This is a genomic window from Achromobacter sp. Bel (assembly GCF_012928505.1).
Taxonomy (GTDB): Bacteria; Pseudomonadota; Gammaproteobacteria; order Burkholderiales; family Burkholderiaceae_B; genus Achromobacter.
In genome coordinates, this window is record NZ_JABBJN010000002.1 from 108,359 (window position 1) to 131,145 (window position 22,787).

The 22,787-nt window shown below is 65.5% G+C and carries 19 protein-coding genes; 8 read left to right on the plus strand and 11 right to left on the minus strand.

Annotated features, from left to right (window positions below; translation table 11 throughout):
* The first annotated feature begins 78 nt into the window (after nt 1-78).
* Both HG262_RS01890 and HG262_RS01895 read left to right on the plus strand, forming a co-directional pair.
* Complete coding sequence (locus tag HG262_RS01890) at nt 79-588, plus strand: winged helix DNA-binding protein (protein WP_169269421.1); 510 nt, start codon at nt 79-81, stop codon at nt 586-588.
* 80 nt (nt 589-668) lie between these two features.
* On the plus strand, nt 669-4,295 hold the full coding sequence (locus HG262_RS01895) for a hydantoinase B/oxoprolinase family protein (RefSeq protein ID WP_169269422.1): 3,627 nt from the start codon (nt 669-671) through the stop codon (nt 4,293-4,295).
* 25 nt (nt 4,296-4,320) lie between these two features.
* Here HG262_RS01895 and HG262_RS01900 read toward each other — a convergent pair whose 3' ends face one another.
* Nucleotides 4,321-5,355, minus strand: a complete 1,035-nt coding sequence (locus HG262_RS01900) for a C45 family peptidase (RefSeq protein WP_169269423.1) — start codon at nt 5,353-5,355, stop codon at nt 4,321-4,323.
* Nucleotides 5,356-5,520: 165 nt separating this feature from the next.
* Here HG262_RS01900 and glnH point away from each other — a divergent pair, with 165 nt between their 5' ends.
* The 3 genes from glnH (at nt 5,521) to glnQ (ending at nt 7,812) form a co-directional block, all read left to right on the plus strand.
* Nucleotides 5,521-6,273: a glutamine ABC transporter substrate-binding protein GlnH gene (glnH, locus tag HG262_RS01905; protein ID WP_006222243.1), complete on the plus strand. Its 753-nt coding sequence runs from the start codon at nt 5,521-5,523 to the stop codon at nt 6,271-6,273.
* 157 nt (nt 6,274-6,430) lie between these two features.
* The gene (gene glnP, locus HG262_RS01910; RefSeq protein ID WP_169269424.1) at nt 6,431-7,087 is read left to right on the plus strand and encodes a glutamine ABC transporter permease GlnP; all 657 of its coding nucleotides are present in this window, start codon (nt 6,431-6,433) and stop codon (nt 7,085-7,087) included.
* A complete protein-coding gene (gene glnQ, locus HG262_RS01915; protein ID WP_105558257.1) occupies nt 7,084-7,812 on the plus strand; it encodes a glutamine ABC transporter ATP-binding protein GlnQ in 729 nt (242 codons plus the stop codon). The genes glnP and glnQ overlap by 4 nt, the downstream gene beginning before the upstream one ends.
* Nucleotides 7,813-7,874: 62 nt before the next feature.
* On the opposite strand, the gene HG262_RS01920 is transcribed toward glnQ, so the two are convergent.
* From HG262_RS01920 to HG262_RS01940, 5 genes are all read right to left on the minus strand, one after another.
* Nucleotides 7,875-10,169 carry a bifunctional (p)ppGpp synthetase/guanosine-3',5'-bis(diphosphate) 3'-pyrophosphohydrolase gene (locus tag HG262_RS01920; RefSeq protein ID WP_169269425.1) on the minus strand — a complete coding sequence of 765 codons (2,295 nt, stop codon included), beginning with the start codon at nt 10,167-10,169 and terminating at the stop codon, nt 7,875-7,877.
* A gap of 22 nt (nt 10,170-10,191) precedes the next feature.
* Nucleotides 10,192-10,395, minus strand: a complete 204-nt coding sequence (rpoZ, locus tag HG262_RS01925) for a DNA-directed RNA polymerase subunit omega (protein WP_006219679.1) — start codon at nt 10,393-10,395, stop codon at nt 10,192-10,194.
* Between the two features lie 44 nt (nt 10,396-10,439).
* Nucleotides 10,440-11,072, minus strand: a complete 633-nt coding sequence (gmk, locus tag HG262_RS01930) for a guanylate kinase (RefSeq protein WP_169269426.1) — start codon at nt 11,070-11,072, stop codon at nt 10,440-10,442.
* A gap of 130 nt (nt 11,073-11,202) precedes the next feature.
* The gene (locus HG262_RS01935) at nt 11,203-12,126 is read right to left on the minus strand and encodes a c-type cytochrome (protein ID WP_169269427.1); all 924 of its coding nucleotides are present in this window, start codon (nt 12,124-12,126) and stop codon (nt 11,203-11,205) included.
* Nucleotides 12,123-12,827, minus strand: a complete 705-nt coding sequence (locus HG262_RS01940; RefSeq protein WP_169269428.1) for a c-type cytochrome — start codon at nt 12,825-12,827, stop codon at nt 12,123-12,125. The genes HG262_RS01935 and HG262_RS01940 overlap by 4 nt, the downstream gene beginning before the upstream one ends.
* A 231-nt stretch (nt 12,828-13,058) precedes the next feature.
* Here HG262_RS01940 and HG262_RS01945 point away from each other — a divergent pair, with 231 nt between their 5' ends.
* Nucleotides 13,059-13,829 carry an SDR family oxidoreductase gene (locus HG262_RS01945; protein ID WP_169269429.1) on the plus strand — a complete coding sequence of 257 codons (771 nt, stop codon included), beginning with the start codon at nt 13,059-13,061 and terminating at the stop codon, nt 13,827-13,829.
* Between the two features lie 108 nt (nt 13,830-13,937).
* Here the strand turns inward: HG262_RS01945 and HG262_RS01950 are convergent, their stop codons facing one another.
* The 3 genes from HG262_RS01950 to HG262_RS01960 all read right to left on the minus strand — a co-directional run bounded on the left by HG262_RS01950 (nt 13,938) and on the right by HG262_RS01960 (nt 17,280).
* Complete coding sequence (locus HG262_RS01950; RefSeq protein WP_169269430.1) at nt 13,938-14,534, minus strand: C40 family peptidase; 597 nt, start codon at nt 14,532-14,534, stop codon at nt 13,938-13,940.
* Between the two features lie 214 nt (nt 14,535-14,748).
* Nucleotides 14,749-16,848, minus strand: a complete 2,100-nt coding sequence (locus HG262_RS01955) for a TonB-dependent receptor (RefSeq protein ID WP_169269431.1) — start codon at nt 16,846-16,848, stop codon at nt 14,749-14,751.
* A gap of 78 nt (nt 16,849-16,926) precedes the next feature.
* Nucleotides 16,927-17,280 (minus strand): hypothetical protein, encoded by a 354-nt coding sequence (locus HG262_RS01960; protein WP_169269432.1) that lies wholly within the window; start codon nt 17,278-17,280, stop codon nt 16,927-16,929.
* 156 nt (nt 17,281-17,436) lie between these two features.
* Between HG262_RS01960 and HG262_RS01965 the strand changes: the two genes are divergently transcribed.
* Both HG262_RS01965 and HG262_RS01970 read left to right on the plus strand, forming a co-directional pair.
* Entirely contained in the window at nt 17,437-18,933 is a 1,497-nt protein-coding gene (locus HG262_RS01965) for an AMP nucleosidase (RefSeq protein WP_169269558.1), read from the plus strand.
* A 132-nt stretch (nt 18,934-19,065) separates the two neighbouring features.
* Nucleotides 19,066-20,625, plus strand: a complete 1,560-nt coding sequence (locus tag HG262_RS01970) for an amino acid permease (RefSeq protein ID WP_169269433.1) — start codon at nt 19,066-19,068, stop codon at nt 20,623-20,625.
* 28 nt (nt 20,626-20,653) lie between these two features.
* Here the strand turns inward: HG262_RS01970 and HG262_RS01975 are convergent, their stop codons facing one another.
* Nucleotides 20,654-21,820 (minus strand): FAD-binding oxidoreductase, encoded by a 1,167-nt coding sequence (locus tag HG262_RS01975; RefSeq protein ID WP_169269434.1) that lies wholly within the window; start codon nt 21,818-21,820, stop codon nt 20,654-20,656.
* Nucleotides 21,821-21,846: 26 nt separating this feature from the next.
* Nucleotides 21,847-22,779, minus strand: coding sequence for a YicC/YloC family endoribonuclease (locus tag HG262_RS01980; RefSeq protein ID WP_169269435.1), 933 nt, complete (start codon nt 22,777-22,779; stop codon nt 21,847-21,849).
* Nucleotides 22,780-22,787 lie beyond the last annotated feature (8 nt).

Consider the following 22,787-nt stretch of genomic DNA (forward strand, 5'->3'; position numbering starts at 1 on the left):
TCTGATGGTTATTTTTTATGGATGAACTATCCATAAATTATTAGTATTTCGCTCAAGTTAACTTGGCTTGCGCTTTCCATGAGCTCTTCCCTGATCGCGTCGTCGTCCCATTTGGCCGGCGGCAGCGCGCCCGACCTGTCCGAAGTCGAATTCGGGCTGATGATCGCCAGCCATGCGTTCGACCGTTGGACGGTGCGCTGCATGGCCGCGGCCGGCCTGCCCGAGTTGACGCCGACCGACGTCATGGTCTTTCACCATGTCTACCACCGGCAGCGTCCCAAGAAGCTGGCCGACATCTGCTTCACGCTCAACGTCGAAGACACCCATATCGTCAGCTACGCGCTGAAGAAGCTGGATCGTCTGGGCGTGGTGCAAGGCGAGCGCAGCAGCAAGGAAGTCTTCTATAGCGTCACGCCCGAGGGCGCGGCGATCCTCAAGCGCTACGGCGAGATCCGCGAGCAATGCCTGACCGCCGGCCTGGATGGGCCGAGTGGGGGCGGGCTGGAATTCAGCCGGCAACTGGCGCACACCTTACGCGCGCTGTCTGGCCTGTACGACCAGGCGGCCCGGGCGGCAACCTCTCTCTGATTCCCATTCGGGCACGTCCCCGTCACCTGCACTCCGACCGCGGCGGTACGCGCCGCGGCCGTTCGTTTTCAAGGACATGTATGAAGAAGTGGCAATTCTGGATTGATCGTGGGGGCACCTTTACCGACATCGTGGCACGGCGCCCCGATGGCACCACCACCACCGCGAAGATGTTGTCGGAGAATCCCGAGCAGTACCGCGACGCGGCGGTGGCCGGTATCCGCAAGCTGTTGGGCGTGGCGCCCGGCCAGCCCGTGCCGGTCGAGCAGGTCGAATGCGTCAAGATGGGCACGACCGTCGCAACCAACGCTTTGCTGGAACGCAAAGGCGAGCGCACCTTGCTGGTCACGACCCGGGGCTTTCGCGATGGCCTGCGCATCGCCTACCAGAACCGGCCGCGGCTGTTCGACCGCAACGTCATGCTGCCCGAGATGCTGTACGAGTCCGTCGTCGAGGCGGACGAGCGGGTGGCGGCCGACGGCGAGGTCATCCGTGATCTGGACGAGGCGGATCTGCGCCAGAGCATGCAAGCCGCCTTCGACAGCGGTATCCGCGCGGTCGCCATCGTATTCATGCACGCGTGGCACGCCACCGGGCACGAGCAGCGCGCCGCCCGCATCGCGCGCGAAATCGGGTTCACGCAGGTGTCGGCCTCGCACGAGGTCAGCCCGCTGATCAAGTTCGTGTCGCGCGGCGACACCACGGTGGTGGACGCCTACCTGTCACCGATCCTCAAGCGCTACGTGGACCAGGTGGCCGGCGAATTGCCGGGCATCCGCCTGATGTTCATGCAATCCAGCGGCGGCCTGACCGACGCGCACCGCTTCCGCGGCAAGGACGCCATCCTGTCCGGCCCCGCCGGCGGCATTGTCGGCATGGTGCGCACCAGCGAAATCGCCGGATTCCCAAAGGTGATCGGTTTCGACATGGGCGGTACGTCGACCGACGTGTCCCACTATGCGGGTGAGTTCGAGCGAGAATTCGAAACGCAGGTCGCGGGCGTGCGCATGCGCGCCCCGATGATGAGCATCCACACGGTGGCGGCGGGCGGCGGGTCGATTCTGCATTTCGACGGCGCGCGCTTGCGCGTCGGCCCCGATTCCGCAGGCGCCAATCCCGGGCCTGCCTGCTATCGCCGGGGCGGCCCGCTGGCCGTGACCGACTGCAATGTGCTGCTGGGCAAGATCCAGCCGGATTTCTTCCCCAAGGTTTTCGGCCCCGACGCGAACGAAGCGCTGGACCGCGATGCCGTGGTGGAACGCTTCACCGCCATGTCGGACGACGTGCGCGCCGCCACCGGTCGCGATATGACGCCTGAGCAACTGGCCGAGGGCTTTCTCGAAATCGCCGTGGGCAACATGGCGGAAGCCATCAAGCGCATTTCGGTCCAGCGCGGCCACGACGTCACGGAATACGCGCTGACCGTGTTCGGCGGCGCCGGCGGCCAGCATGCCTGCCTGGTGGCCGACGCCCTGGGCATGACCACGGTTTTCGCGCACCCGCTGGGCGGCGTGCTGTCGGCCTACGGCATGGGGCTGGCCGATCAGACGGACATGCGCCAGAAGACCGTCGAAAAGGTCCTGGACGCCAGCCTGATCGGCCAGTTGAACGATGAACTGGAAGAACTCGCCTCGCAGGCGGTGGGCGAATTGCGGCGCCAGCATGTGCCGGAGGGCGACATCAGCGTGCAGCGCCGCCTGCACCTGAAGTACCGCGGCACCGATACGGCGCTGGAAGTGGCGTTTTCGGATCTGGACCAGGCGCGCGCCGACTTTGAAGCGGCGTACCGCCAGCGCTATTCCTTCCTGATGCCGAACCGCGAACTGGTGGTCGAGACCATTTCGGTTGAAGCCACGGGCGGCGGCGAGCGCGTCGGCGAGGCGGCGGTGTCGCGCACGCGCGAAGGCGCGCTGGCGCCGCGCCGCGTGGTCGGCATGTATAGCGCGGGTGCTTGGCGCGACACGCCGCTGTATGTCCGTGAAGACATGGCCGGCGGCGACGTGGTGTCGGGTCCCGCGATTATCTCCGAACCCAATCAGACCACCGTCGTCGAACCTGGCTGGCAGGCCGAATTGACGCGGCAGGACCACTTCGTGATCCGCCGCGTGGAAGTCCGCCAGGAACGCCGTGTTGTCGGCACGCAAGCCGACCCGGTCATGCTTGAGGTATTCAACAACCTGTTCATGTCGATCGCCGAGCAGATGGGCTATCGGCTGCAGAACACCGCATACTCCGTCAACATCAAGGAACGCCTGGATTTCTCCTGCGCCATTTTCGACGCCCAGGCCCGGTTGATTGCCAATGCGCCCCACATGCCCGTGCACCTGGGGTCGATGGGCGAATCGGTGCGCACGGTCATGAACGCGAACGCCGGCCGCATGATGCCGGGCGACGCGTATGTGGTGAATGATCCCTACCACGGCGGCACGCACTTGCCGGACGTCACGGTCATCACGCCCGTGTTTGACCACGACGGACGCCAGATCCTGTTCTACGTGGGCTCGCGCGGTCACCACGCCGATATCGGCGGCACCACGCCAGGCTCGATGCCGCCGGACTCCAAGACGGTGGAAGACGAGGGCGTGTTGTTCACCAACTTCCAATTGGTGAAGAATGGCGAGTTCCGTGAGCAGGCCGCCCGAGACATCCTGGGTTCCGGCCGCTGGCCTGCGCGCAATCCCGACCAGAACATCGCCGACATGCACGCGCAGATCGCGGCCAACGAGAAGGGCGTGCAAGAGTTGCTGCGCATGTGCGACCACTTCGGCCTGGACGTCGTGCGGGCCTATATGGGCCACGTGCAGGACAACGCCGAAGAGGCGGTGCGCCGCGTGATTTCAGTACTGAAGGACGGCCGCTACGAATACCCGCTGGATAACGGCGCGGTGATCCGCGTGGCCGTCAAGGTGGACACCGCGGCACGCACCGCCGTGGTGGACTTCACGGGCACGTCGGCGCAGCTGGACAACAACTTCAACGCGCCCGGGGCGATCGCCGTGGCGGCGGTGCTGTATGTGTTCCGCACCCTGGTCAACGACGACATCCCGTTGAACGACGGCTGCCTCGTGCCGCTGTCGATCATCGTGCCGGAAGGCTCGATGCTGCGTCCGAACCCGCCGGCCTCGGTGGTGGCAGGCAACGTCGAGACCTCCATGTGCATCGTCAACGCGCTGTACGGCGCGCTGGGCGTGCTGGCGGCCAGCCAGGGCACGATGAACAACTTCACGTTCGGCAACGCGCGCCATCAGTACTACGAGACCATCTCGGGTGGCACGGGCGCAGGTCCGGTGCGCATCGACGCCGCGGGTCCGCATGACGAGGGCTTCGCGGGCACGTCGGTCGTGCAGGCTCACATGACCAATTCGCGCCTGACGGACCCCGAAGTGCTGGAGTTCCGGTTTCCCGTGCGGCTGGAGTCGTACGAGATCCGCAAGGGTTCGGGCGGCGCGGGGCGCTATCCGGGCGGCGAAGGCGGCGTGCGCCGCATCCGCTTCCTGGAAGACATGACGGCGGCCATCCTGTCCAATAACCGCCGGTTCGCGCCGTTCGGCCTGGCAGGCGGGCAACCGGGAGCGATGGGGCGCAACACGATCGAACGCGTCGACGGTTCCATCCAGGAACTCGGTCCGCAAGACAGCGCCCAGTTGCATCCGGGCGACGTGTTCGTCGTGGAAACGCCGGGCGGCGGCGGTTACGGCACGCCGTAGGGTGGCCGGTGGTGTCCGGTCCCGTTCAGTCGGGATCGGACATCACGTCCAATGCAATATCCGCTTTGTCCCTGCGGTCGTAGACCCGCAGCGCGACGTCCTCGTCCCGGATTTCAAATACCGCGGTGGCCAGCGTGTTCTCGCCGTCGGGGTCGCGGGCGTCCGTGCGCAGGATGGGCAGGGCGCCCAACGTGTCGTGCAGCGCGGCCAGAACGTCCGCGCTGCCGGTCTCAGGCGACCATCCGTCCACGATCCCGTCGATCCGGTTCTGCCGCTCGCGCGACGATTCAGTAATGACTTGAGGCTGCCCACGGGTTTCCCGGTGCACCATGTGGTTGGCGTGGCCGTAGCGCGTGCCAATCTCCAGGAACGAGACTGCGCCAGGTGTGACCTCGGCGCTGATCAGGCGTGGGTCGGACGCGCTGCCCAGCGTATGGTGAAAGCCTCCGGAACGCGGTGTGTCGCGCAGCAGGTCGGTGGCTTCGTCCAGCGTCGTGCAGTCCAGCACCGCGCGCGCCAGGAACATGCGCGGCACGCCTGCATACCGTTGGCGGGTACGCAGGTTGTTGATGGTCTGCACCAGGCCTGCCCGGTTCGCCCCGAAGGTGTGCCCGGGCAATGAGCCGGGGTAATAGAAGCTGAGATAACCCGGCGCGTCGTCCAGCGCCACGTCAACCAGATGGCAGCGGCCATACAGATAGGGGTCGCCGTCTTCGTTGTGGCCGATCCAGCGTGAACCGTCCGCCGCCTTCAACGCGACCGAGGTGCAACTGTCTCCGGTGCTGTGCAGCAGGTCGCCACGGCAGTTCCAGAGCAGCACGTCTTGGACCGGCATGCGCAGGCCGTCGGCCAGCCCTTCAAGTTCGTCCCAAATCTCCGGCAGCGCCGCCCGGGCTTGCTGACCAAGTTCGGTTACATAAGCGTGGCCGCGCCAGGGCCGCAGGGCTTCCCAGGTGCTGCTTTGGTTCAAATACGCCGACATGATCGGGCGGGCCAGCTTGCCCAGCGCCTGGCCGACCTGGTGCCGATTTCCGGCAATGCGTACATATTTGTAGGGCATGGGGATTCTCCGGGTGTCATGGGGATTGTAATTTTTCTAAGCTCTCTCCGGTGGGGACGGATGCGTTAAGATCCCCAATACGTTGCACCGGAGACCCCGGCGTAGCCAGGAATCATGCCCCTACAACAACCCCGGGGTGCCGACGGTCCCCAAGAGGAGAGTTTCATGATCAAACGTAAAGTCGCCGCCGCCTTGGTCGGCCTGTCCGTGGCCATGTTCGGCGCCGTCTCCGGCGCCCAGGCCCAAGGCAAGGAATTGGTGGTGGCCACCGATACCGCTTTCGTGCCGTTCGAATTCAAACAGGGTAATACCTATGTGGGTTTCGACGTGGATCTCTGGGCAGCCGTCGCCAAGGAACTCAACCTGAAGTACAAGCTCCAGCCGATGGACTTCAACGGCATCATTCCCGGCCTGCAAACGAAGAACATCGACGCCGCGCTGGCGGGCATCACGATCCGCGACGACCGCAAGAAGGTCATCGATTTCTCCGACCCCTACTACGAAAGCGGCCTGGCTATCCTGGTCGGCGAAAAGAACACCGACATCAAGGACGCCAAGTCCCTGGCCGGCAAGACGGTCGCCGTCAAGACCGGCACCGCCACGGTGGACTTCCTGAAGGCTCAGGTGCCGGACGCCAAGCTCAAGCTGTTCCCGAACATCGACAACGCTTATCTTGAACTGGCCACGGGCCGCGTGGATGCCGCCGTGCATGACACGCCCAACGTCCAGTACTACGCCAATACGGCAGGCAAGGGCCGCGTGAAGGTGGTCGGCTCGGTCAAGAGCGGCGACTTCTACGGCATCGCCTTCCCCAAGGGCAGCGAACTCGTCCCGCAGGTGAACAAGGCGCTGGCCACCCTGAAGGCCAACGGCCAGTACGACGCGATCTACGAAAAGTGGTTCGGCAAGAAGCCGTAATCGATGCGAAGTCGCTTTGCATTCGGGGCCGCCCGCCGGTAAGGGCGCCGGACGTTCCAACCGGAACGCCGCGCTCCGGCGGGCGGCCCCGCGCCGTTTCCGCTGCCGGGCGGTTCCACCATGATGCGGCGCAAGATGGCGCCATAGGGGGAATATCGTGGAGTTTGACTGGGGTGTAATTCAAGACGCGCTACCCAACCTGCTTGAGGGTACGCTCATGACCGTCAAGATCACGTTCTGGGGCTTGGTCGGCGGCTTCCTGCTGGGCGCGCTGTCGGGCGTGACACGAGCGTACGGGCATCCGATCCTGTCGGCCATCGCGCAAGTGTATGTGGCCGTCATCCGCGGCACGCCGATCGTCGTGCAGGTGATGTTCATCTACTTCGCCTTGCCGCTGCTGGCCAATATCCGCGTGGACGCCGAATGGGCGGCCATCGTCACGCTTATCATCAATTCCGGCGCCTACATTTCCGAAATCGTGCGCGGCGCGCTGTTGTCCGTGCACAAGGGGTTGAAGGAAGCCGGCCAGGCAATGGGCCTGCCATTCCACAAGATCCTGTTCCATATCATCGGGCCCGTGGCGTTCCGCCGCATGATCCCGCCGTTGGGCAACCAGTGCATCATCAGCCTGAAGGATTCCTCGCTGTTCATCGTGATCGGGGTCGCTGAACTGACGCGCCAGGGGCAGGAGATCATGGCCAGCAACTTCCGCGCCGTTGAAATCTGGTCGGCCGTCGCGATCGTCTACCTGATCCTGACCGGCTTGATGGCCCTGGGCCTGCACCTGGTGGAAAGAAGGATGCGCATACTATGAGCATGGTTGAATTTCATAACGTCACCAAGAACTTCGGCGAGTCCATGGTGCTGAACGGCATCTCGCTGAACATCGATGCGGGCGAGGTCGTGGTGGTGGTCGGGCCCTCGGGGTCCGGCAAGTCCACTTTCCTGCGGTGTATCAACGTGCTTGAAACGATCAACGGCGGCGATCTGCTCGTCGACGGCCTGAGCGTGAAGGGCGACGCCGCCCAGGTGCGCGAGATCCGCCGCGAAGCCGGCATGGTGTTCCAGCAGTTCAACCTGTTCCCGCAGATGACGGCGCTTGAGAACGTCATGTTCGGGCCCGTGCATACGCGCGGGCAGGACCGGGGCGAAGCGCGTGAACTCGCCCAGGGGCTGCTGCATAAAGTCGGTTTGAGCGAACGGATGAACCACTATCCGTCGGAGCTTTCCGGCGGCCAGCAGCAGCGCGTGGCGATCGCCCGCGCGCTGGCGATCAAGCCCAAGCTAATGCTGTTCGACGAGCCCACGTCCGCGCTGGATCCGGAACTGCGCCACGAAGTGCTGAAGGTGATGCGCGACCTGGCGGAAGAGGGCATGACGATGGTGGTCGTCACGCACGAGATGGAATTCGCGCGCAAGGTTGGCAGCCGGCTGATCTTCATCGACGCCGGCAAGATTGCGCATGACGGCCCGCCGGCGGAACTGCTGAGCAACCCGCCCAGCCAGCGCTTGAAGGATTTCCTGCAACACGTGGCGTGAACGGCTGCGGGAAATGAAAAAGCCGGCGCCAAGCGCCGGCTTTTTTTCGCCAGGGCAAAAGGTTAGCCCTTCACCCGGACGATCTTCTGCACCTGCGGCACGTGCCGGATGGCGCGGATGACCTGGGCCAGATGTTTGCGGCTGTCGACCTGGATCGTCAGATGCAAAGACACCGTGGACACCGCGTCGTCGTGCATCGTGACATGCATGATGTTCGCGTCGGCGGCCGTGACTTCCGCCGCCAGGCGTCCCAGCACGCCGCGTTCGTTGCGGGTGACGATGTCCAGGCGCGTGGCCAGGTGCTTGGCCGTGTGCGCGTCCCAGCCCACATTGATCCAGCGTTCCGGCTCGCGCAGGCGCTGGCGGGTGGCGACCGGGCAATCGGCGGTATGCACCACCAGCCCGTGGCCCATGCGCATGCCCGCCACGATCGGGTCGCCGGGCAGCGGGCCGCAGCACGGCGCCAACTGCACCGCTTGGCCTTCGTTGCCCTGGATCAGGATGGGGGCGCTGCGCGCCGACGTCAGCTCGTCCACCGCGGCAGCCGTGGTGGCGACCAGTTGGTGCTCGGGCGCGAAGCGGCGCGCGACCACGGCGGCCAGGCGCTTGCCCAGGCCGATGTCGGCAAGGATCTCTTCGCGCGAACTGGCGCCGGTGCTGCGCGCCAGCTTCTGCCAGGCCGGGTCGTCGGTCGCGGGCATCGGCATGTGCAGCTCTTGCATCGCCTGGCTAAGCAGGCGTTCGCCGAAGGCCACCGATTCTTCGTACTTCACGGTGCGAAGGTAGTGGCGGATTTCCGAGCGCGCGCGGCCTGTGCGCACATAGTTGAGCCATTGCGCGTTGGGGCGCGATGCCGGCGAGGTTACGATTTCCACCGTGTCGCCGCTGTTGAGTTCGGTGCGCAACGGGACGAACTCGCCATTGACCTTGGCCGCCACGGCCTGGTTGCCGATGTCGGTGTGAATCGCATAGGCGAAGTCCACCGGCGTGGCGCCGCGGGGCAGGGAAATGATCTTGCCGCGCGGCGTGAACACGTACACGGCGTCCGGGAACAGGTCGACCTTGACGTGTTCCAGGAATTCGCCGGAATCGCCGGTCTGGCTCTGGATGTCCAGCAGCGATTGCAGCCATTGGTGCGTGCGCTTCTGCAGGTCGTTCAGCGTCAGGTCGGCGCCCTTGTACAGCCAGTGCGACGCCACGCCTTCCTCGGCCACGTGATGCATGTCGCGCGTGCGGAACTGGAATTCCACGGGCGTGCCGTAGGGGCCCACCAGCGTCGTATGCAGGGACTGGTAGCCGTTCACTTTGGGAATGGCGATGTAGTCCTTGAACTTGCCGGGCACCGGGCGATATAGCTGGTGCAGCGTACCCAGCGCCAAATAGCACTCGGGCAGCGTATGGACGATGACGCGAAAGCCGTAGATGTCCAGCACGTCCGAAAACGACTTCTTCTGGTCGACCATCTTGCGATAGATGCCATAAAGCGTTTTCTCGCGGCCGGTCACTTCGGCTTCGATGCCGGCGGCGGGCAGCGAGGCCCGGACCGAATCGGCGATCTTCGTGATGACTTCGCGGCGGTTGCCGCGCGCCGCCAGCACGGCCTTGTACAGCACCTGGTAGCGGTTCGGGTACATGGCCGCGAAACACAAGTCCTGCAGTTCGCGAAACAGCAGGTTCAAGCCCAGGCGATGGGCGATGGGCGCGTAGATGTCCAGGGTTTCGCGGGCGATGCGCCGGCGCTTTTCCGGATTGACCGCGTCCAGCGTGCGCATGTTGTGCAGGCGGTCGGCCAGCTTGATGAGGATGACGCGCACATCGCGCGCCATCGCCAGCAGCATCTTGCGGAAACTTTCGGCCTGTTGTTCGGCCTTGGTGGCGAAGTCCAGGCGGTCAAGCTTGGACAGGCCGTCGACCAGTTCGGCGACTTCAGGGCCGAATTTCTCGGCAAGCTCGTGCTTGGCGATGCCCTGGTCTTCCATCACGTCATGCAGCAGGGCAGCCGACAGCGCGTTGACGTCGAGCTTCCAGCCTGCGCAGATTTCCGTGACGGCGATGGGGTGAGAGATGTAGGGCGAACCGCTGGCGCGGAACTGGCCCAGATGCGCCTGGTCCGCGAAGCGATAGGCTTCGCGCACGCGCTCTACATCTTTCTTGTCGAGATAGCTGCCGATGATTTCGGTCAGCGGCGCCAGCGAAGCAACCGGCGAGGCGGTCGCGTCCGCCGCTTCTTGCGCGGCGACGGACGGTGGCGTAGAGAGTTTTTTGTCTTTCTTGCCCGTGCGGCGCCCTAGACGGGAGCCGGCACGTAGTGCGGCAAGCAGACCAGATGAAGCGTACTTCAGCCCGGGAAAAGCCATGCTTGCCGCCCCCCGGAGACTATCAGGTGGGAACTTTACGCAGCATTTCCACGCCGGTTAGGCCGCCCGCGATTTCGCGCAGTGCAGTGACCGTGGGCTTGTCTTTGCTGTCCAGGCGCGGGGCATGGCCTTGCGCCAACTCGCGAGCGCGATACGTCGCGGCCAGCGTGAGCTTGAAACGGTTGGGGATTTGATTCAGACAGTCTTCGACGGTAATGCGAGCCATTAGGACACCTGGTGCTGATGGATGATAGGGAGAATGCGTTCGGCTCAGTGTTCGGCCGGAATGCCGAGTTGCGAGAACAACTGGGCGTGGCGGGCGGCCTGAGACGAAAAGCGCAGCCGCGCGGCACTGACGATTTGTATCAGTTCCGACAAGGCTACGCTAAATTCTTGATTAATAATAACATATTCGCATTCAGGCGCGTGGGCGATTTCGCCGCCTGCGGCCATGAGCCGGCGCGCGATCACCTGGGGGGCATCCTGGCCCCGCGCCTTGAGCCGGCTTTCGAGTTCGTCAATGGACGGCGGCAGCACGAAAATGCCGATTGCGCCGGGGAAACGTTGCTTGACCTGGCGAGCGCCTTGCCAATCGATTTCCAGCAGGACATCTCGGCCTTCGCGGGTGGCGGCGTCGATGCGGTCGCGCGGCGTGCCGTAGAAATTGCCGTGGACTTCCGCCCATTCCAGCAGATTCTGGTCTTCGCGCATGCGCTTGAAGTCGTCAGGCGTTACGAAGCGGTATTCACGGCCGTCTTCTTCGCCCGGACGGGGTGCGCGCGTGGTGCAGGAAATGGACAGTTCGATGGACGGGTCTTGCTGGAGCAAGGCCTTGACCAGGCTGGACTTGCCCGCGCCGCTGGGCGCGACGACCATGAAGACGTTTCCGGGGTTGGCGTGCATGAATATGACCGGCGTGTGATGCTAAGACCGGAAGTCTAGCAAATCGCGTGGCGCGGCAGGGGGAAACCCGCTGTCCGGCCCCGCGATTTTTTTGGGCGTGGATGCGGCGCTTGCCGCTTGCCCCGGCCGATCAACCGGCGGGCTTGGCCGCAGCCTGGATCAGCTTGCCGCCGGGCGGCGGGGAGTCGCTGCCCAGCAAATGCCCGTTGACCTCGATGCCATACAGGGAATCGTCCGAATCGTGGTACTTGGCCCGCGTCGCCGCGACGGACCCGGCATAACGCGGATCTTGCGGGCGTTCATGGGCGTTCATGAAATAGGCCACGTCCCAGGCTTCCTGGTCGCTCAGCATGCCGGCCTGGCCCAAGGGCATATTGGCCTTGATGAAACCAGCGGCGTTGCCGATCTGGTGCATGCCCGCGCCCCAGTTGAACGAGTCGGCGCCCCACAGGGCGGGAAACACCCAATGCTTGCCGTTCTTCTGGCCCTGGCCGTCCGCGCCGTGGCAGACCGCGCAGTACTGGGCGTAGACCTTGCCGCCGCGCACGTAGTCGGCCTTTTGCGCCGGCGCCGGCAGTTTGCGGTAGCCCTGGCCCTCCAGCACCACGCCCGTGGGCGCCTTGCTGGCCAGCCAGAACATATAGCTTTGCAAGGCCGTCAGCGTGGGGTCGTCGGCGGCGGGCGCCTTGCCGTTCATGCTGAACCGGAAGCAGCCTTGCAGGCGCTCGGCCAGCGTGTTGACGTGTTCGTTCTTGGCCCGATAGGCGGGATACAGCACGTAGGCTGCCCACATGGGTGCGGAGTCGGGGCGCCGGCCCGCGTCCAGGTGGCAGCTGGTGCAGTTCAGGTCGTTGCCGACGAACTTGCCGGCCATCTTGGGCGTGTGCAGGAAAATCTGTTCGCCCTGGCGCACGATCTTGCCGAATTCGGTGTCGGGCAACGAAGCGGCCGACGGGGGCGTGAAGGCGGGGCGGGGCTCGGCGGCGAGCGCGGTGCCCGAAAGCGCCAGGCAGGCGGCGGCGAAACCCAGGCGGGAAAGCGGAAGGCGGATCATTGCTTGGCCCCCTCGGCGGCATTGGCTTGCGAGGCAAGCAGGTCGGCGGCCTTGGGCAGGCCGGCATAGTAGGCGGATACCGCATCGATGTCGGCGTCGGTCAGGCGGGTGGCGACCGCGGGCATCAGGCCCAGCGGGCCGGGCGGGCGCTGGCCTTGCTGCCACGCGCGCAATTGGCCGGCGATGTAGGCGGCGGGTTGGCCCGCCAATGCGGGAAAGTTGTCGCCCACGCCGATGCCGCCGGGGCCGTGGCATTGATTGCAGGCGGGCACATTCTTGTCCCAGGCGCCGCGCGTGGCCAGCCACGCGCCGGTATCGGCAGGCTTGACCGGGTGCATGGCCGTGGCGGCCAGCCGGTCCACATTCAACGGGGAAGGCAGGCTGGCGTAGTAGCTGGCCACGGCTTGTTGCTGCGCGGGATCCAGCGCCTTGGCCGTTGCGGCCATGACGGGACTGACCCGCGACCCATTGGCCATCGCTTCCAGCTGCTCCGCCAGATACTTGGCGCCGATGCCCGCCAATTGCGGAAAGCCCGCGGCGGGGTTGCCTTCGCCGCGGGCGCCATGACAGGTGATACAGGCGGGCGCGCCATTGGCCCCCTGGGTGCTGATCTGTTTGCCGTCAGGCGCGGCTTGCGCGCTGGCCGCTGTGGCGATCAGCGCGCCAAGCGCAAGCGCGCGTGGAAGGGACCGTAGGGTCATGGTTGCCTGCTCCGAGGAATGTTATTGGAGTTTGGGTAATAAGCTAATTTCCACAAATTATATAAACACTTGTGACAGATCAACGCGAAATCGCCGGCTTGAGCCGCTGCAATCGCGTTTCTTTTGCTTGCTTGAGAGAAGGAGAAAGTGTGTCGTGGCTGCTAACTTTGCTTGCAGCATCGGGGGAATGATTCGGGTAGCATCACGCCGATTGAGAACAAGGAGAATCCGATGCACACAAACGAGATCGAACCGCCCCGCGTGGCCCTGGTGACCGGCGCCGGCACTGGAATTGGGCGCGCCGTGGCGCTTGAATTCCTGGCCCAGGGTTATCGCGTGGTGTTGGCCGGCCGCCGCCGCGAGCCGCTGGAAGCGACCCGCACGGCGGCGGGCGAAGACGGCGTGAGGGCGCTGGTGGTGCCCACCGACGTGACCGACGAAAACGCCGTGCGTGATCTGTTCGACACCGCTCAGCGCGAGTACGGCCGCCTGGACGTGTTGTTCAACAATGCGGGCCGCGGCGCGCCGGCCATGCCCATCGAAGAATTGCCGGTGGCGGTGTGGCGCGAGGTGGTCGACACCAACCTGACGGGCATGTTCCTGTGCGCGCAGGCGGCCATCCGCATCATGAAGGCGCAAACGCCGCAAGGCGGCCGCATCATCAATAACGGATCGATTTCATCGCACGCGCCGCGCCCGTTCTCGATCGCGTATACCGCGACCAAGCATGCCGTGACCGGGCTGACCAAGTCGATTTCGCTGGATTGCCGGCCCTACAGTATTGCCTGCGGCCAGATCGACATCGGCAACGCGGCTACCGACATGACCGAACGCATGGCGGCCGGCATTCTGCAGGCGGACGGCAGCACCAAGGTCGAGCCCCGCATGGACGTCGCGCACGTGGCGCAGGCAGTTGCCGCGATGGCGCGCCTGCCGCTGGAAGCCAACGTGCAGTTCATGACCATCATGGCCACCAACATGCCGTTCGTCGGCCGAGGCTGAACGTACGAAGAGCCTGCGGCGGGACGCTCCCGTGGCAGGCTCGGCAAGGCCCCCAGAAAGGCGCCCCGGCAGGCGCCTTTTTTCCGCCTGGACGGGTCGGAACGGCTGTTAGCGGGACGCCTGGGCCAACAACTGGCCTTGGGTCGTATCCAGATAACGCCGTGCGCCGACGTAACGCTTGGTCCAGTAGGGATTCTTCATTTCATCGACACGCACCTTGGTGCCGCGGCGCGGCGCGTGAACGAACTTGTTCTGGCCGATGTAGATGCCGACGTGCGAGGTCACGCCGCGCCCGCGCGTGGCGAAGAACACCAGGTCGCCGGGGCGCAGTTCTTTCTTGTTGGACACGGATTCGCCCGAGGTGCGCTGCGCGCGGGCCGTGCGGGGAAGTTCGAGTCCGGCGATTTCGCGGAACACATACAGGACCAGCCCGCTGCAATCGAAACCTTCTGCGTCGTCGCCGCCCCAGCTGTAGGGCGTGCCGATCGCGTCCAGCCCTGCTTGCACGACGCGTTCACGCAGGGTGGGAACGGTGGGCTCCTGCGCCAGGCGCAGGCCGCTGAGCGTCGGGCGGGCTTGCTCGGAGGGGATGGACGCCTGGGCGGCGCCGGGGATCCAGGAGAGGGTCAGGGCCAGAAGGGGCGCTGACAGGAAAACGGGAATGCTGAAATTGGCAATTCGGACTTTTCGCGTGGGCGGAGTCATTACGTCACTTCAAAAATCGGAGTGGGCGGCATGGCTTTGCCCTGAGGGGGCAAGCCGGCGGAAAGGGGCGCATCCCGCGCGCGCACGCCCCGGATGCTCGCAAATTATAATGGAATAAAGTTTCATTACATTTGTAGTGCAATGCAGCATTATTCGCCGCGCGCCGTTACGCCGCGCCTGGGGCGAGACGTAACGGCGGGGGCGGAACCACCTGTCAGAAGCTACCGCGCATGCCGACCATGACCGCACGCCCGCCTTCCGGCGCGACGTCCCGCAGCACCGAGGTCGCGTAGCGGATGTCCTGATTGGTCAGGTTGATGCCGCGCACGTAAGCCTGCCACTGCACCCCGGTGGCCTTGAAGCGATAGCCGGCGTTGGCGTCCAGACTGTAGTAGCCGGCCGTGGAGGTGTCGTTGGCAGGATGATCGTGCTGGGCGAACGCCTTGGAGACGCTGACGCCCGCGCTGTACGGGCCATAGCCGTAATCCAGCGCCACGCGCAGGCGCAGCGGCGGGATGCGGGGCAGCGAACGCCCGGTATCCCGGTTACGCGACACCGTGTAGTCGCCCGACAGGCCCAAGTCCAGCGCGTGGCCGTCGTGCTGCAGGATGCGGGTGACGTTTTCCGCCTCCACGCCGTACAGGCGGGCCGAGACTCCCTGGTAGCGTGCCTCGGGCAGGGCGCCGTCGTCGCCGGCCGCCACCACGTCGCCATCGTCGTTCCGATAGCGGCCGGTGTTGGTCTCTGCCAGATAGTTGGCGAAGCTGCTGTAGAAAACGCCCACGCTGCCGTGATCCGTGCCGTCCTTGTAGCGCAAGGACAGATCGCCGGACCAGGCGCGCTCCTTGCCCAGATTCTGATCCCCGACCAGGTATTGGCCGGTGGCGGCGTGCGGGCCGTTGGCGTACAGCTCGTAGAACGTGGGCGCCCGTTCGGTGTAGGCACCGTTGGCCGCCAGCGACCAGACCGGGGTCAGCTTGTAGACGGCGCCCAGCGAAAAACTGCCTGCCGTGAAGCTGCGGCCGGCCGAATCGTCGAACCGGTCATTGCCGCCTGCTGCCGGGTTTAGCCGCGTGTGATCCATGCGGGCGCCGGCCGACAGCGTCAGGCGTTCGGTCAGGTTCCACTCCTCAAGCGCAAAAAGGGCGGCGGAGTCGGTGTCGGTGGTCGGCACCAGCGCTTCGTCTCCCAATGCTGAAAAGCGCGTCTGGCCCAGTTGCAGCCCGACCACGCCATGCAGCGGGCCGATGTCGGCGTGCCGGGCTTCAAGGCGCGCCTCATAACCCCGGTTCTTGAAGACCGTGCCGGTTTCGCCGTCTTCGATTTCCTTGTGCTGGTAGTCGGTATAGGCGAAGTTCAGCTTGATGCTCTGGAACGGGCCGGTCAGGTCGCGCAGTTCACCGGCCAGGCCGAAGCGTTCCTGGTGCATCTTGAGGCGCACGTCGGCTTCGGCGACCGAACCGTAATTGGAGTCGTAACCGCTGTAGGACAGGCCGGCGTAGCCGTGTTCGCCGGTCCAGGACATGCCCAGCGCGCCGCCGCTGGCCTCGCCGTCGCTGTTGGGCAGGCGGTCGCGGGGCTGGTCGGCGTCGGGGCCGTCGGCGGCGCGCTGCGTGGCGGTGCGGGCATAGCCGGGGATGCGCAGCGTGCCGGTCTTGCGGCCGAAGACGTCGGCATGGATGGCGAAGGTGCCGTCGCCGCCCTCCAGTTGGACGGCACCGTTGCGGTCATTGTTGGCGCCGCCATAGCTGCCGCCCACGTCACCGTGGATGCCATTGATGGGTTCGGTGGGAATGCGGTTGTCCAGCGTGTTGACGACGCCGCCGATGGCGTTGCCGCCATACAGCAGGGCGGCGGGCCCGCGCAGGATCTCGACGCGGTTGGTGGATAGCGGGTCTTGCGGGACGGCGTGGTCAAACGACAGCGATGATGCGTCCAGCGTGCCGACGCCGTTGTTCAGCAAACGGATGCGGTCGCCATCCAGCCCGCGGATGATGGGCCGGCCAACCATGGGGCCATAGCTGGTGGTGGACACGCCGGGCAGCCCGTTCAGCGTTTCACCCAGGTTGGAGCCGCGCCGCAGGTCCAGCTCCTGCCCTTGAAGTACCGTGGAAGGCGAGGCCAGCTCGTCGCTGCCCAGCGGGTTGGCGGTGATGACGACGGGCGACAGCGTGGCGGTGTCGGGCGCGACCTGCGCACGGGCTGCGGCGGGCAAGGCCAGGGGCAACGCAGCCAGGCAAGCAAGGGCCAGCGGACGCAGGGCGAAGGCGCGCAGGGGCGCGCGTGCCCCGGCGGGGACGGTCGGAAAATTCATGATGGCAATCCAGGATGCCGGCGGTAACGCCGGTGGATGAAATCGAGCACCGCCACAAGGCGGCTGACAAGGCGGATTTCAGGCCTGGACGGGCGGGGCGCGGGATTGGAACCAGGTTCCGCCGACGGCGGTGGTACCCGCGGGCAAATGGGCCACCGGCGCCGCAGGAGCGGCGTGCCCGCCGATCCACGCGAACGACGACGGCAGCGTCGCGTCCAGGAGGTCCCACAGTTGGCACAGGTCGCAGTGGCCTAGTTTTTCATGCGGGTGGGCATCGTCCTGGCTGGCGGCGGGCGCCTCGCCCAGATGCGTCAGCGCATGGCGCAGGCTGCCCATCGGCGCCAGCAGCAGGCAAACGGACAGCCAGGCAAGCACGGCCCAGCGCGCGTAGAGCGGCGGGGCGGCGTTGCGGTGGCCGGGCAGGGACGGCATGGACAAAGGGGACAGGAAATTCGAAGAATCGGAATGATATATTGTTTCTATATCATTGGCGATGGCGCCGCCGCGCAGGCGCGCCGGAATATGACGCTTCATCTGCGACGCGCTCGGGCATAATCGGCAGACAAGAAAGCGGAGTAAAGCTCAATGATGAATGCAGTCCACCCTTTGTCGTCGATGAACCGGCCTGACGCCATGCCCTTTGAACCTTTCCTGGACGCCCGGGCGGCAGTCGACCGGTTGGCTGAAATCTATGCGCGCAATACGGCCTTTTTGCGCGCGGCGTTCCGCGAGGTCCTGAACGGCACCGGCAACGGCCGCGAACGCGCCCGCGCCTATTACCCGGCGATCCGCATCGTGGTCGAAACCTACGACCCGATCGATACGCGCCTGTCCTATGGCCATGTGGCCGAGCCGGGCATCTACCAGACCACGGTCACGCAACCCGAACTGTTCCGCGACTACCTGATCGAGCAGGTCGGCCAACTGCTGCAGAACCACCGCGTGGCGGTGGAGGTCGGCGAATCGGATTCCCCCATCCCGCTGCATTTCGCGTTTCCGGAGGGGGCCTATGTCGAGGGCGAGCACCTGGAGGCCTTGAAGCGCCCCCTGCGCGACCTGTTCGACGTGCCGGACCTGGCCGTGACAGACGACGCCATCGTCAACGGCTCCTGGCGCGGCAAGGAAGGGGAACCCAAGCCGCTGGCGCCGTTCACCGCCCAGCGCGTGGATTATTCGCTGCACCGCCTGCAGCACTACACCTCGACGGCGCCGGCGCACTTCCAGAATTTCGTGCTGTTCACCAACTACCAGTTCTATGTGGACGAGTTCTGCGCCCGCGCCCGGGCGCTGATGGCCAGCGGCAACGAGGACTATGACATGCTGGTCGAGCCCGGCAACCGCATCACCCGCCGCGGTGAAAGCGGCCCGGGCGACGAGGGGCAGTCCGCCCGCTTGCCGCAGATGCCTGCCTACCACCTGGTGCGCGGCGACCATTCCGGCATCACGCTGGTGAACATCGGCGTGGGCCCGTCCAACGCCAAGACCATCACCGACCATATCGCCGTGCTGCGCCCGCATGCCTGGCTGATGCTGGGCCACTGCGCGGGCCTGCGGGATTCGCAGCGCCTGGGCGATTACGTGCTGGCGCACGGCTACGTGCGCGAGGACCACGTCCTGGATGCCGACCTGCCCACCTGGGTACCGGTCCCCGCGTTGGCGGAAGTCCAGGTGGCGCTGGAGCAGGCGGTGGAAGAAGTGGCGGGACTGTCGGGGTGGGACTTGAAGCGCATCATGCGCACCGGCACGGTCGCCACCATCGACAACCGCAACTGGGAACTGCGCGACCACGTGGAACTGGTCGAGCGTTTTGCGCAATCCCGGGCGATCGCGCTGGATATGGAGTCGGCCACCATCGCGGCCAACGGGTTCCGCTTCCGTGTGCCCTACGGCACATTGCTGTGCGTGTCCGACAAGCCTCTGCATGGCGAATTGAAGCTGCCCGGCATGGCCAGCGTGTTCTATCGCCGCCAGGTCAATCAGCATCTGGAGATCGGCATCCGGGCGCTGGAGCGGTTGCGCGACATGCCGCCCGAGCGGCTGCATTCGCGCAAATTGCGCACGTTCATGGAAACCGCTTTCCAATAGCAGGATCCGTCCCCGATGCCTCGCCATTTTTCGCGGCGAGGCGGTTTGCGCTATTCTCGCGCGTTGCCCGGTAATCCCAAGGCATCCGCAGCGCACCGCGCGGGTGCCTTCACGACGTGAAGGAAAAGCATTTTGGCACCATCGGAACACGATGAAGGCCGCGCAGGCGGCACGCGCGCAGCGAAGGCGGATCAGCCGTCCGAACTGCGCCGCACCCTGTCCGCACGCCACCTGACCATGATCGCGGTCGGCGGGTCCATCGGGACCGGCCTGTTCGTCGCCTCGGGGGCGACCATCGCCAAGGCCGGACCCGGGGGCGCGTTGCTGGGGTATGTGCTGATCGGGGTGATGGTCTATTTCCTGATGACCAGCCTGGGTGAATTGGCCGCCGCGATGCCGGTGTCGGGTTCGTTCTCCACCTACGGCGCCCGCTATGTCGAAGACGGATTTGGCTTCGCGCTGGGCTGGAACTATTGGTACAACTGGGCGGTCACCGTGGCGGTGGACCTGGTGGCGGCGCAGCTCGTCATGGCGTACTGGTTTCCGGACGTGCCCGGCTTCTACTGGAGCGCCTTGTTCCTGGCGATCACCTTCGGCCTGAACGCCATGTCGGCGCGCGGATTCGGCGAGGCCGAATTCTGGTTCGCGCTGATCAAGGTGGTGGCCGTGCTGGGTTTTGTTGCCATGGGCGTGATGATGCTGCTGGGCATCATCCGCGGCGGCGAGACGGGCGGCGTGGCCAACTGGACGGTCGGCGACGCGCCGTTCGCCGGCGGCTTCGCGGCGCTGATCGGCGTTGCGATGGTGGTGGGCTTTTCGTTCCAGGGCACCGAACTCATCGGTATCGCCGCGGGCGAATCCAAAGATCCGGCGCGCAATTTGCCGCGCGCGGTGCGCCAGGTGTTCTGGCGCATCCTGCTGTTCTACGTCATGGCCATCCTGGTGATCGGCTTGCTGATCCCCTATACCGATCCGCATCTGTTGCGCAACGAGGTCGAGGACATCAGCGTCAGCCCGTTTGCCCTGATCTTCGAGCGCGCCGGCCTGCTGGGGGCGGCCTCTGTCATGAACGCCGTGGTGCTGACGTCGGTGCTGTCGGCGGGCAACTCGGGCATGTATGCGGCCACGCGCATGTTGTACAGCCTGGCGCGCGAGGGCAAGGCGCCGCGCATCTTCGGCCGCATTTCGCGCAATGGCGTGCCGTTGTGGGCGTTGCTGGCCACCACCGTGGTGGCGGCGCTGTGCTTCTTCACCTTCATCTTCAGCCCCAATGCGGTCTACATCTGGCTGCTGAACACGTCGGGCATGACGGGCTTCATCGCCTGGCTGGGCATCGCCATCAGCCACTACCGCTTCCGCCGCGGCTATGTGAAGCAGGGCCACAATCTGGCTGACCTGCCGTATGTGTCGCCGTTCTTTCCGTTTGGCCCCATCTTCGCCTTTGTGCTGTGCCTGATCATCACCCTGGGCCAGAACTATCAGGCGTTCCTGCAGGACCGGATCGATTGGGGCGGCGTGGTGGCCACCTATGTGGGCATTCCGCTGTTCCTGCTGATCTGGCTGGGTTATCGGCTGGCGCGCGGATCGCGATTCATCAGCTATCGGGACATGCGCTTCCCGGATGCGCGCGCCCGCAGCCAATACCTGGATTCGGCCCTGCGCGGCGAGCCCGCGGCGGGCGAGGTGCGCTGAACCCCCGTCTGCGGGAGGCGGACATCATTCAGATGATGTTCTTTTCCCGCAGCGGACGGTTGTCCAGAATGCGTTGGAACGACAGGGGCGACAGGTCAAGGCTGCGGTATTCGCCGTGGGCCAGCAGCTCGGCGATGCCGCGCCCGGCGGCAGGCGCCTGCTGCAAACCGTGCCCCGAGAAGCCGTTGACGAAGAACAGGTTGGGGCAGTCGGGGTGGGCCCCGATGATGGCGTTCTGGTCGAACAGGTTCATCTCGTAATAGCCGGCCCAGGCGCTTTGGACTCGTACCGCCTCAAACGCGGGTACCCGTTGGGCCAGCAGTGGCCACACATGGGCATCGAACGCCTCGTGCTGCGCTTGCAGCGGCATGTCGTCAGCATCGTCCGACGGATCGGGTGCGAAGCCGCACAGGAATCGTCTGCCTTCGGGGCGGAACCAGATGCCCGAAGGGTCGATCAGCAAGGGGCACCGGGGAAGCGCCTGCGGGCAACTGAAGCTGAATACGGTGCGGCGCCGGGCGCGCACCGGGAGGTCGATGCCGGCCCAGCGGGCGACGCGGGCGGCCCAGGGACCGGCGGCGTTGACGACGGCGTCGCAGGCCAGCGCCGCGCCCCGGTCGAGCCAGACGCCATTGATCCGGGAACCCTCTTGCAGCAATCCCACCGCTTCGCCGCGCACGTAGCGCACGCCTTGCGCGATGGCTTTCTTGCGCAGCGCCTGCATCAGCCCGTAGCCGTCGAACCAACCTTCGCCGGAAAGGCCCAGCGCGCCCAGCGCCAGGTCGCCGGTATGCAGCCACGGAAAACGCGCGCCCAATTCGGCGGGCTGGAGCAGGGCGACGTCCACGCCGTGCGCGACCTGGGTGGCATGGTTGTCACGTAGCGCGGCGCTGCCGGCCGGGCTGGCCAGGTACAGATAGCCAGGTTCGGTCAAGCCCACGTCGGGCGCGGGATCGTCGACATACAAGGTGCGGTCCAACGTACGGAGAAATGCGATGCCCGCCTGCGACATACCGATATTGACCGGGCTGGTGAACTGCTGGCGGATCGAACTGGCCGACAGCGCCGACGAGGCTTGCGCGTAGGTCGGGTCGCGTTCGATCACGGTCACGTCGAACGCGCCGGGCACAAGGCTCAGGAAATACGCCACGGAGCTGCCCATGGCGCCTCCGCCAATGATGACGACACGTTGCATGGACCGGCTTTCCGCGTAAGGCGTGGTTACTCGATGTTCTGGGCTTGCTCGCGCATCTGCTCGATCAGCAGCTTCAGGTCCATGGCGGCGCGCGTGACTTCCATGCTGCCCGCCTTGGAGCCCAGCGTATTGGCTTCGCGGTTCATTTCCTGGAACAGGAAGTCCAGGCGCTTGCCGGCGCTGCCCGCGTTCTTCTTGCCGGAGGCGGACTTGCCGCCGCCATCGGTCAGCAGGTGGCGCAGCTCTTCCAGATGCGAACGCAGGCGCGACAGCTCCTCCGCCACGTCGATGCGCAGCGCGAACAGGTTGGCCTCTTGGGAGAGACGTTCGGAGAGTTCCGCTCCGGAGATATGGGTGAAGCCGCCCGGAAAGGCTGTTTCCACGCTTTCACGCAGCTTGGCGGCCAGCTTGTCGCGGTGGTCGGACAGCAACTGGGGCAGATGGGCCTGCACGATGTCGACGACGCGCGCCACGCCGTCGGCGCATTCGCGCATCATGCCTGCCAGGCGTTCGCCTTCGCGGGCGCGGCCTTCCTGCAATTGGGTCAGGGCCTGCTGGCCTGCCTGCAGGCAGGCCGCGCCCCAGATTTGGGGGTCAAGCGCGTCGTTGCCGCGTTGGCCGGGCCAATTGAACAATTCCACCAGGCGGGGCGGCGCGATGTCGGGGACGATGCGGCGGGCGGCCTGAAGCTGCTCGGCCAGGCTTTCAAGCCAGGCGGGATCCAGCTTGGACAGGTCGGTGCTGGCGTTGCGGGTGAACGAGACGCGGATTTCGACCTTGCCGCGCGCCAGGTTGGCGGTCAGCAGTTCGCGCAGCGGCGTTTCAACGTGGCGCAGTTCGTCGGGCAGGCGGAAATACAGGTCGAGGAAGCGGCTGTTGACGCTGCGCAGTTCGATGGCAAGCGTGCCTTGCTCTAGGTCTGCTCGGGCGTTGCCGAAGGCGGTCATGCTGCGAATCATGATGGGCG

What these genes read in the sequence shown, in the direction of transcription:
- HG262_RS01955 (WP_169269431.1), bottom strand. Translation starts at nt 16,848, where the DNA reads ATGAATTTTCCGACCGTCCCCGCCGGGGCACGCGCGCCCCTGCGCGCC.
- HG262_RS01895 (WP_169269422.1), top strand. Translation starts at nt 669, where the DNA reads ATGAAGAAGTGGCAATTCTGGATTGATCGTGGGGGCACCTTTACCGAC.
- HG262_RS01940 (WP_169269428.1), bottom strand. Translation starts at nt 12,827, where the DNA reads ATGACCCTACGGTCCCTTCCACGCGCGCTTGCGCTTGGCGCGCTGATC.
- HG262_RS01960 (WP_169269432.1), bottom strand. Translation starts at nt 17,280, where the DNA reads ATGCCGTCCCTGCCCGGCCACCGCAACGCCGCCCCGCCGCTCTACGCG.
- HG262_RS01935 (WP_169269427.1), bottom strand. Translation starts at nt 12,126, where the DNA reads ATGATCCGCCTTCCGCTTTCCCGCCTGGGTTTCGCCGCCGCCTGCCTG.
- HG262_RS01945 (WP_169269429.1), top strand. Translation starts at nt 13,059, where the DNA reads ATGCACACAAACGAGATCGAACCGCCCCGCGTGGCCCTGGTGACCGGC.
- HG262_RS01890 (WP_169269421.1), top strand. Translation starts at nt 79, where the DNA reads ATGAGCTCTTCCCTGATCGCGTCGTCGTCCCATTTGGCCGGCGGCAGC.
- gmk (WP_169269426.1), bottom strand. Translation starts at nt 11,072, where the DNA reads ATGCACGCCAACCCCGGAAACGTCTTCATGGTCGTCGCGCCCAGCGGC.
- glnQ (WP_105558257.1), top strand. Translation starts at nt 7,084, where the DNA reads ATGAGCATGGTTGAATTTCATAACGTCACCAAGAACTTCGGCGAGTCC.
- HG262_RS01975 (WP_169269434.1), bottom strand. Translation starts at nt 21,820, where the DNA reads ATGCAACGTGTCGTCATCATTGGCGGAGGCGCCATGGGCAGCTCCGTG.
- HG262_RS01950 (WP_169269430.1), bottom strand. Translation starts at nt 14,534, where the DNA reads ATGACTCCGCCCACGCGAAAAGTCCGAATTGCCAATTTCAGCATTCCC.
- glnH (WP_006222243.1), top strand. Translation starts at nt 5,521, where the DNA reads ATGATCAAACGTAAAGTCGCCGCCGCCTTGGTCGGCCTGTCCGTGGCC.
- HG262_RS01965 (WP_169269558.1), top strand. Translation starts at nt 17,437, where the DNA reads ATGAATGCAGTCCACCCTTTGTCGTCGATGAACCGGCCTGACGCCATG.
- HG262_RS01980 (WP_169269435.1), bottom strand. Translation starts at nt 22,779, where the DNA reads ATGATTCGCAGCATGACCGCCTTCGGCAACGCCCGAGCAGACCTAGAG.
- HG262_RS01920 (WP_169269425.1), bottom strand. Translation starts at nt 10,169, where the DNA reads ATGGCTTTTCCCGGGCTGAAGTACGCTTCATCTGGTCTGCTTGCCGCA.
- rpoZ (WP_006219679.1), bottom strand. Translation starts at nt 10,395, where the DNA reads ATGGCTCGCATTACCGTCGAAGACTGTCTGAATCAAATCCCCAACCGT.
- HG262_RS01900 (WP_169269423.1), bottom strand. Translation starts at nt 5,355, where the DNA reads ATGCCCTACAAATATGTACGCATTGCCGGAAATCGGCACCAGGTCGGC.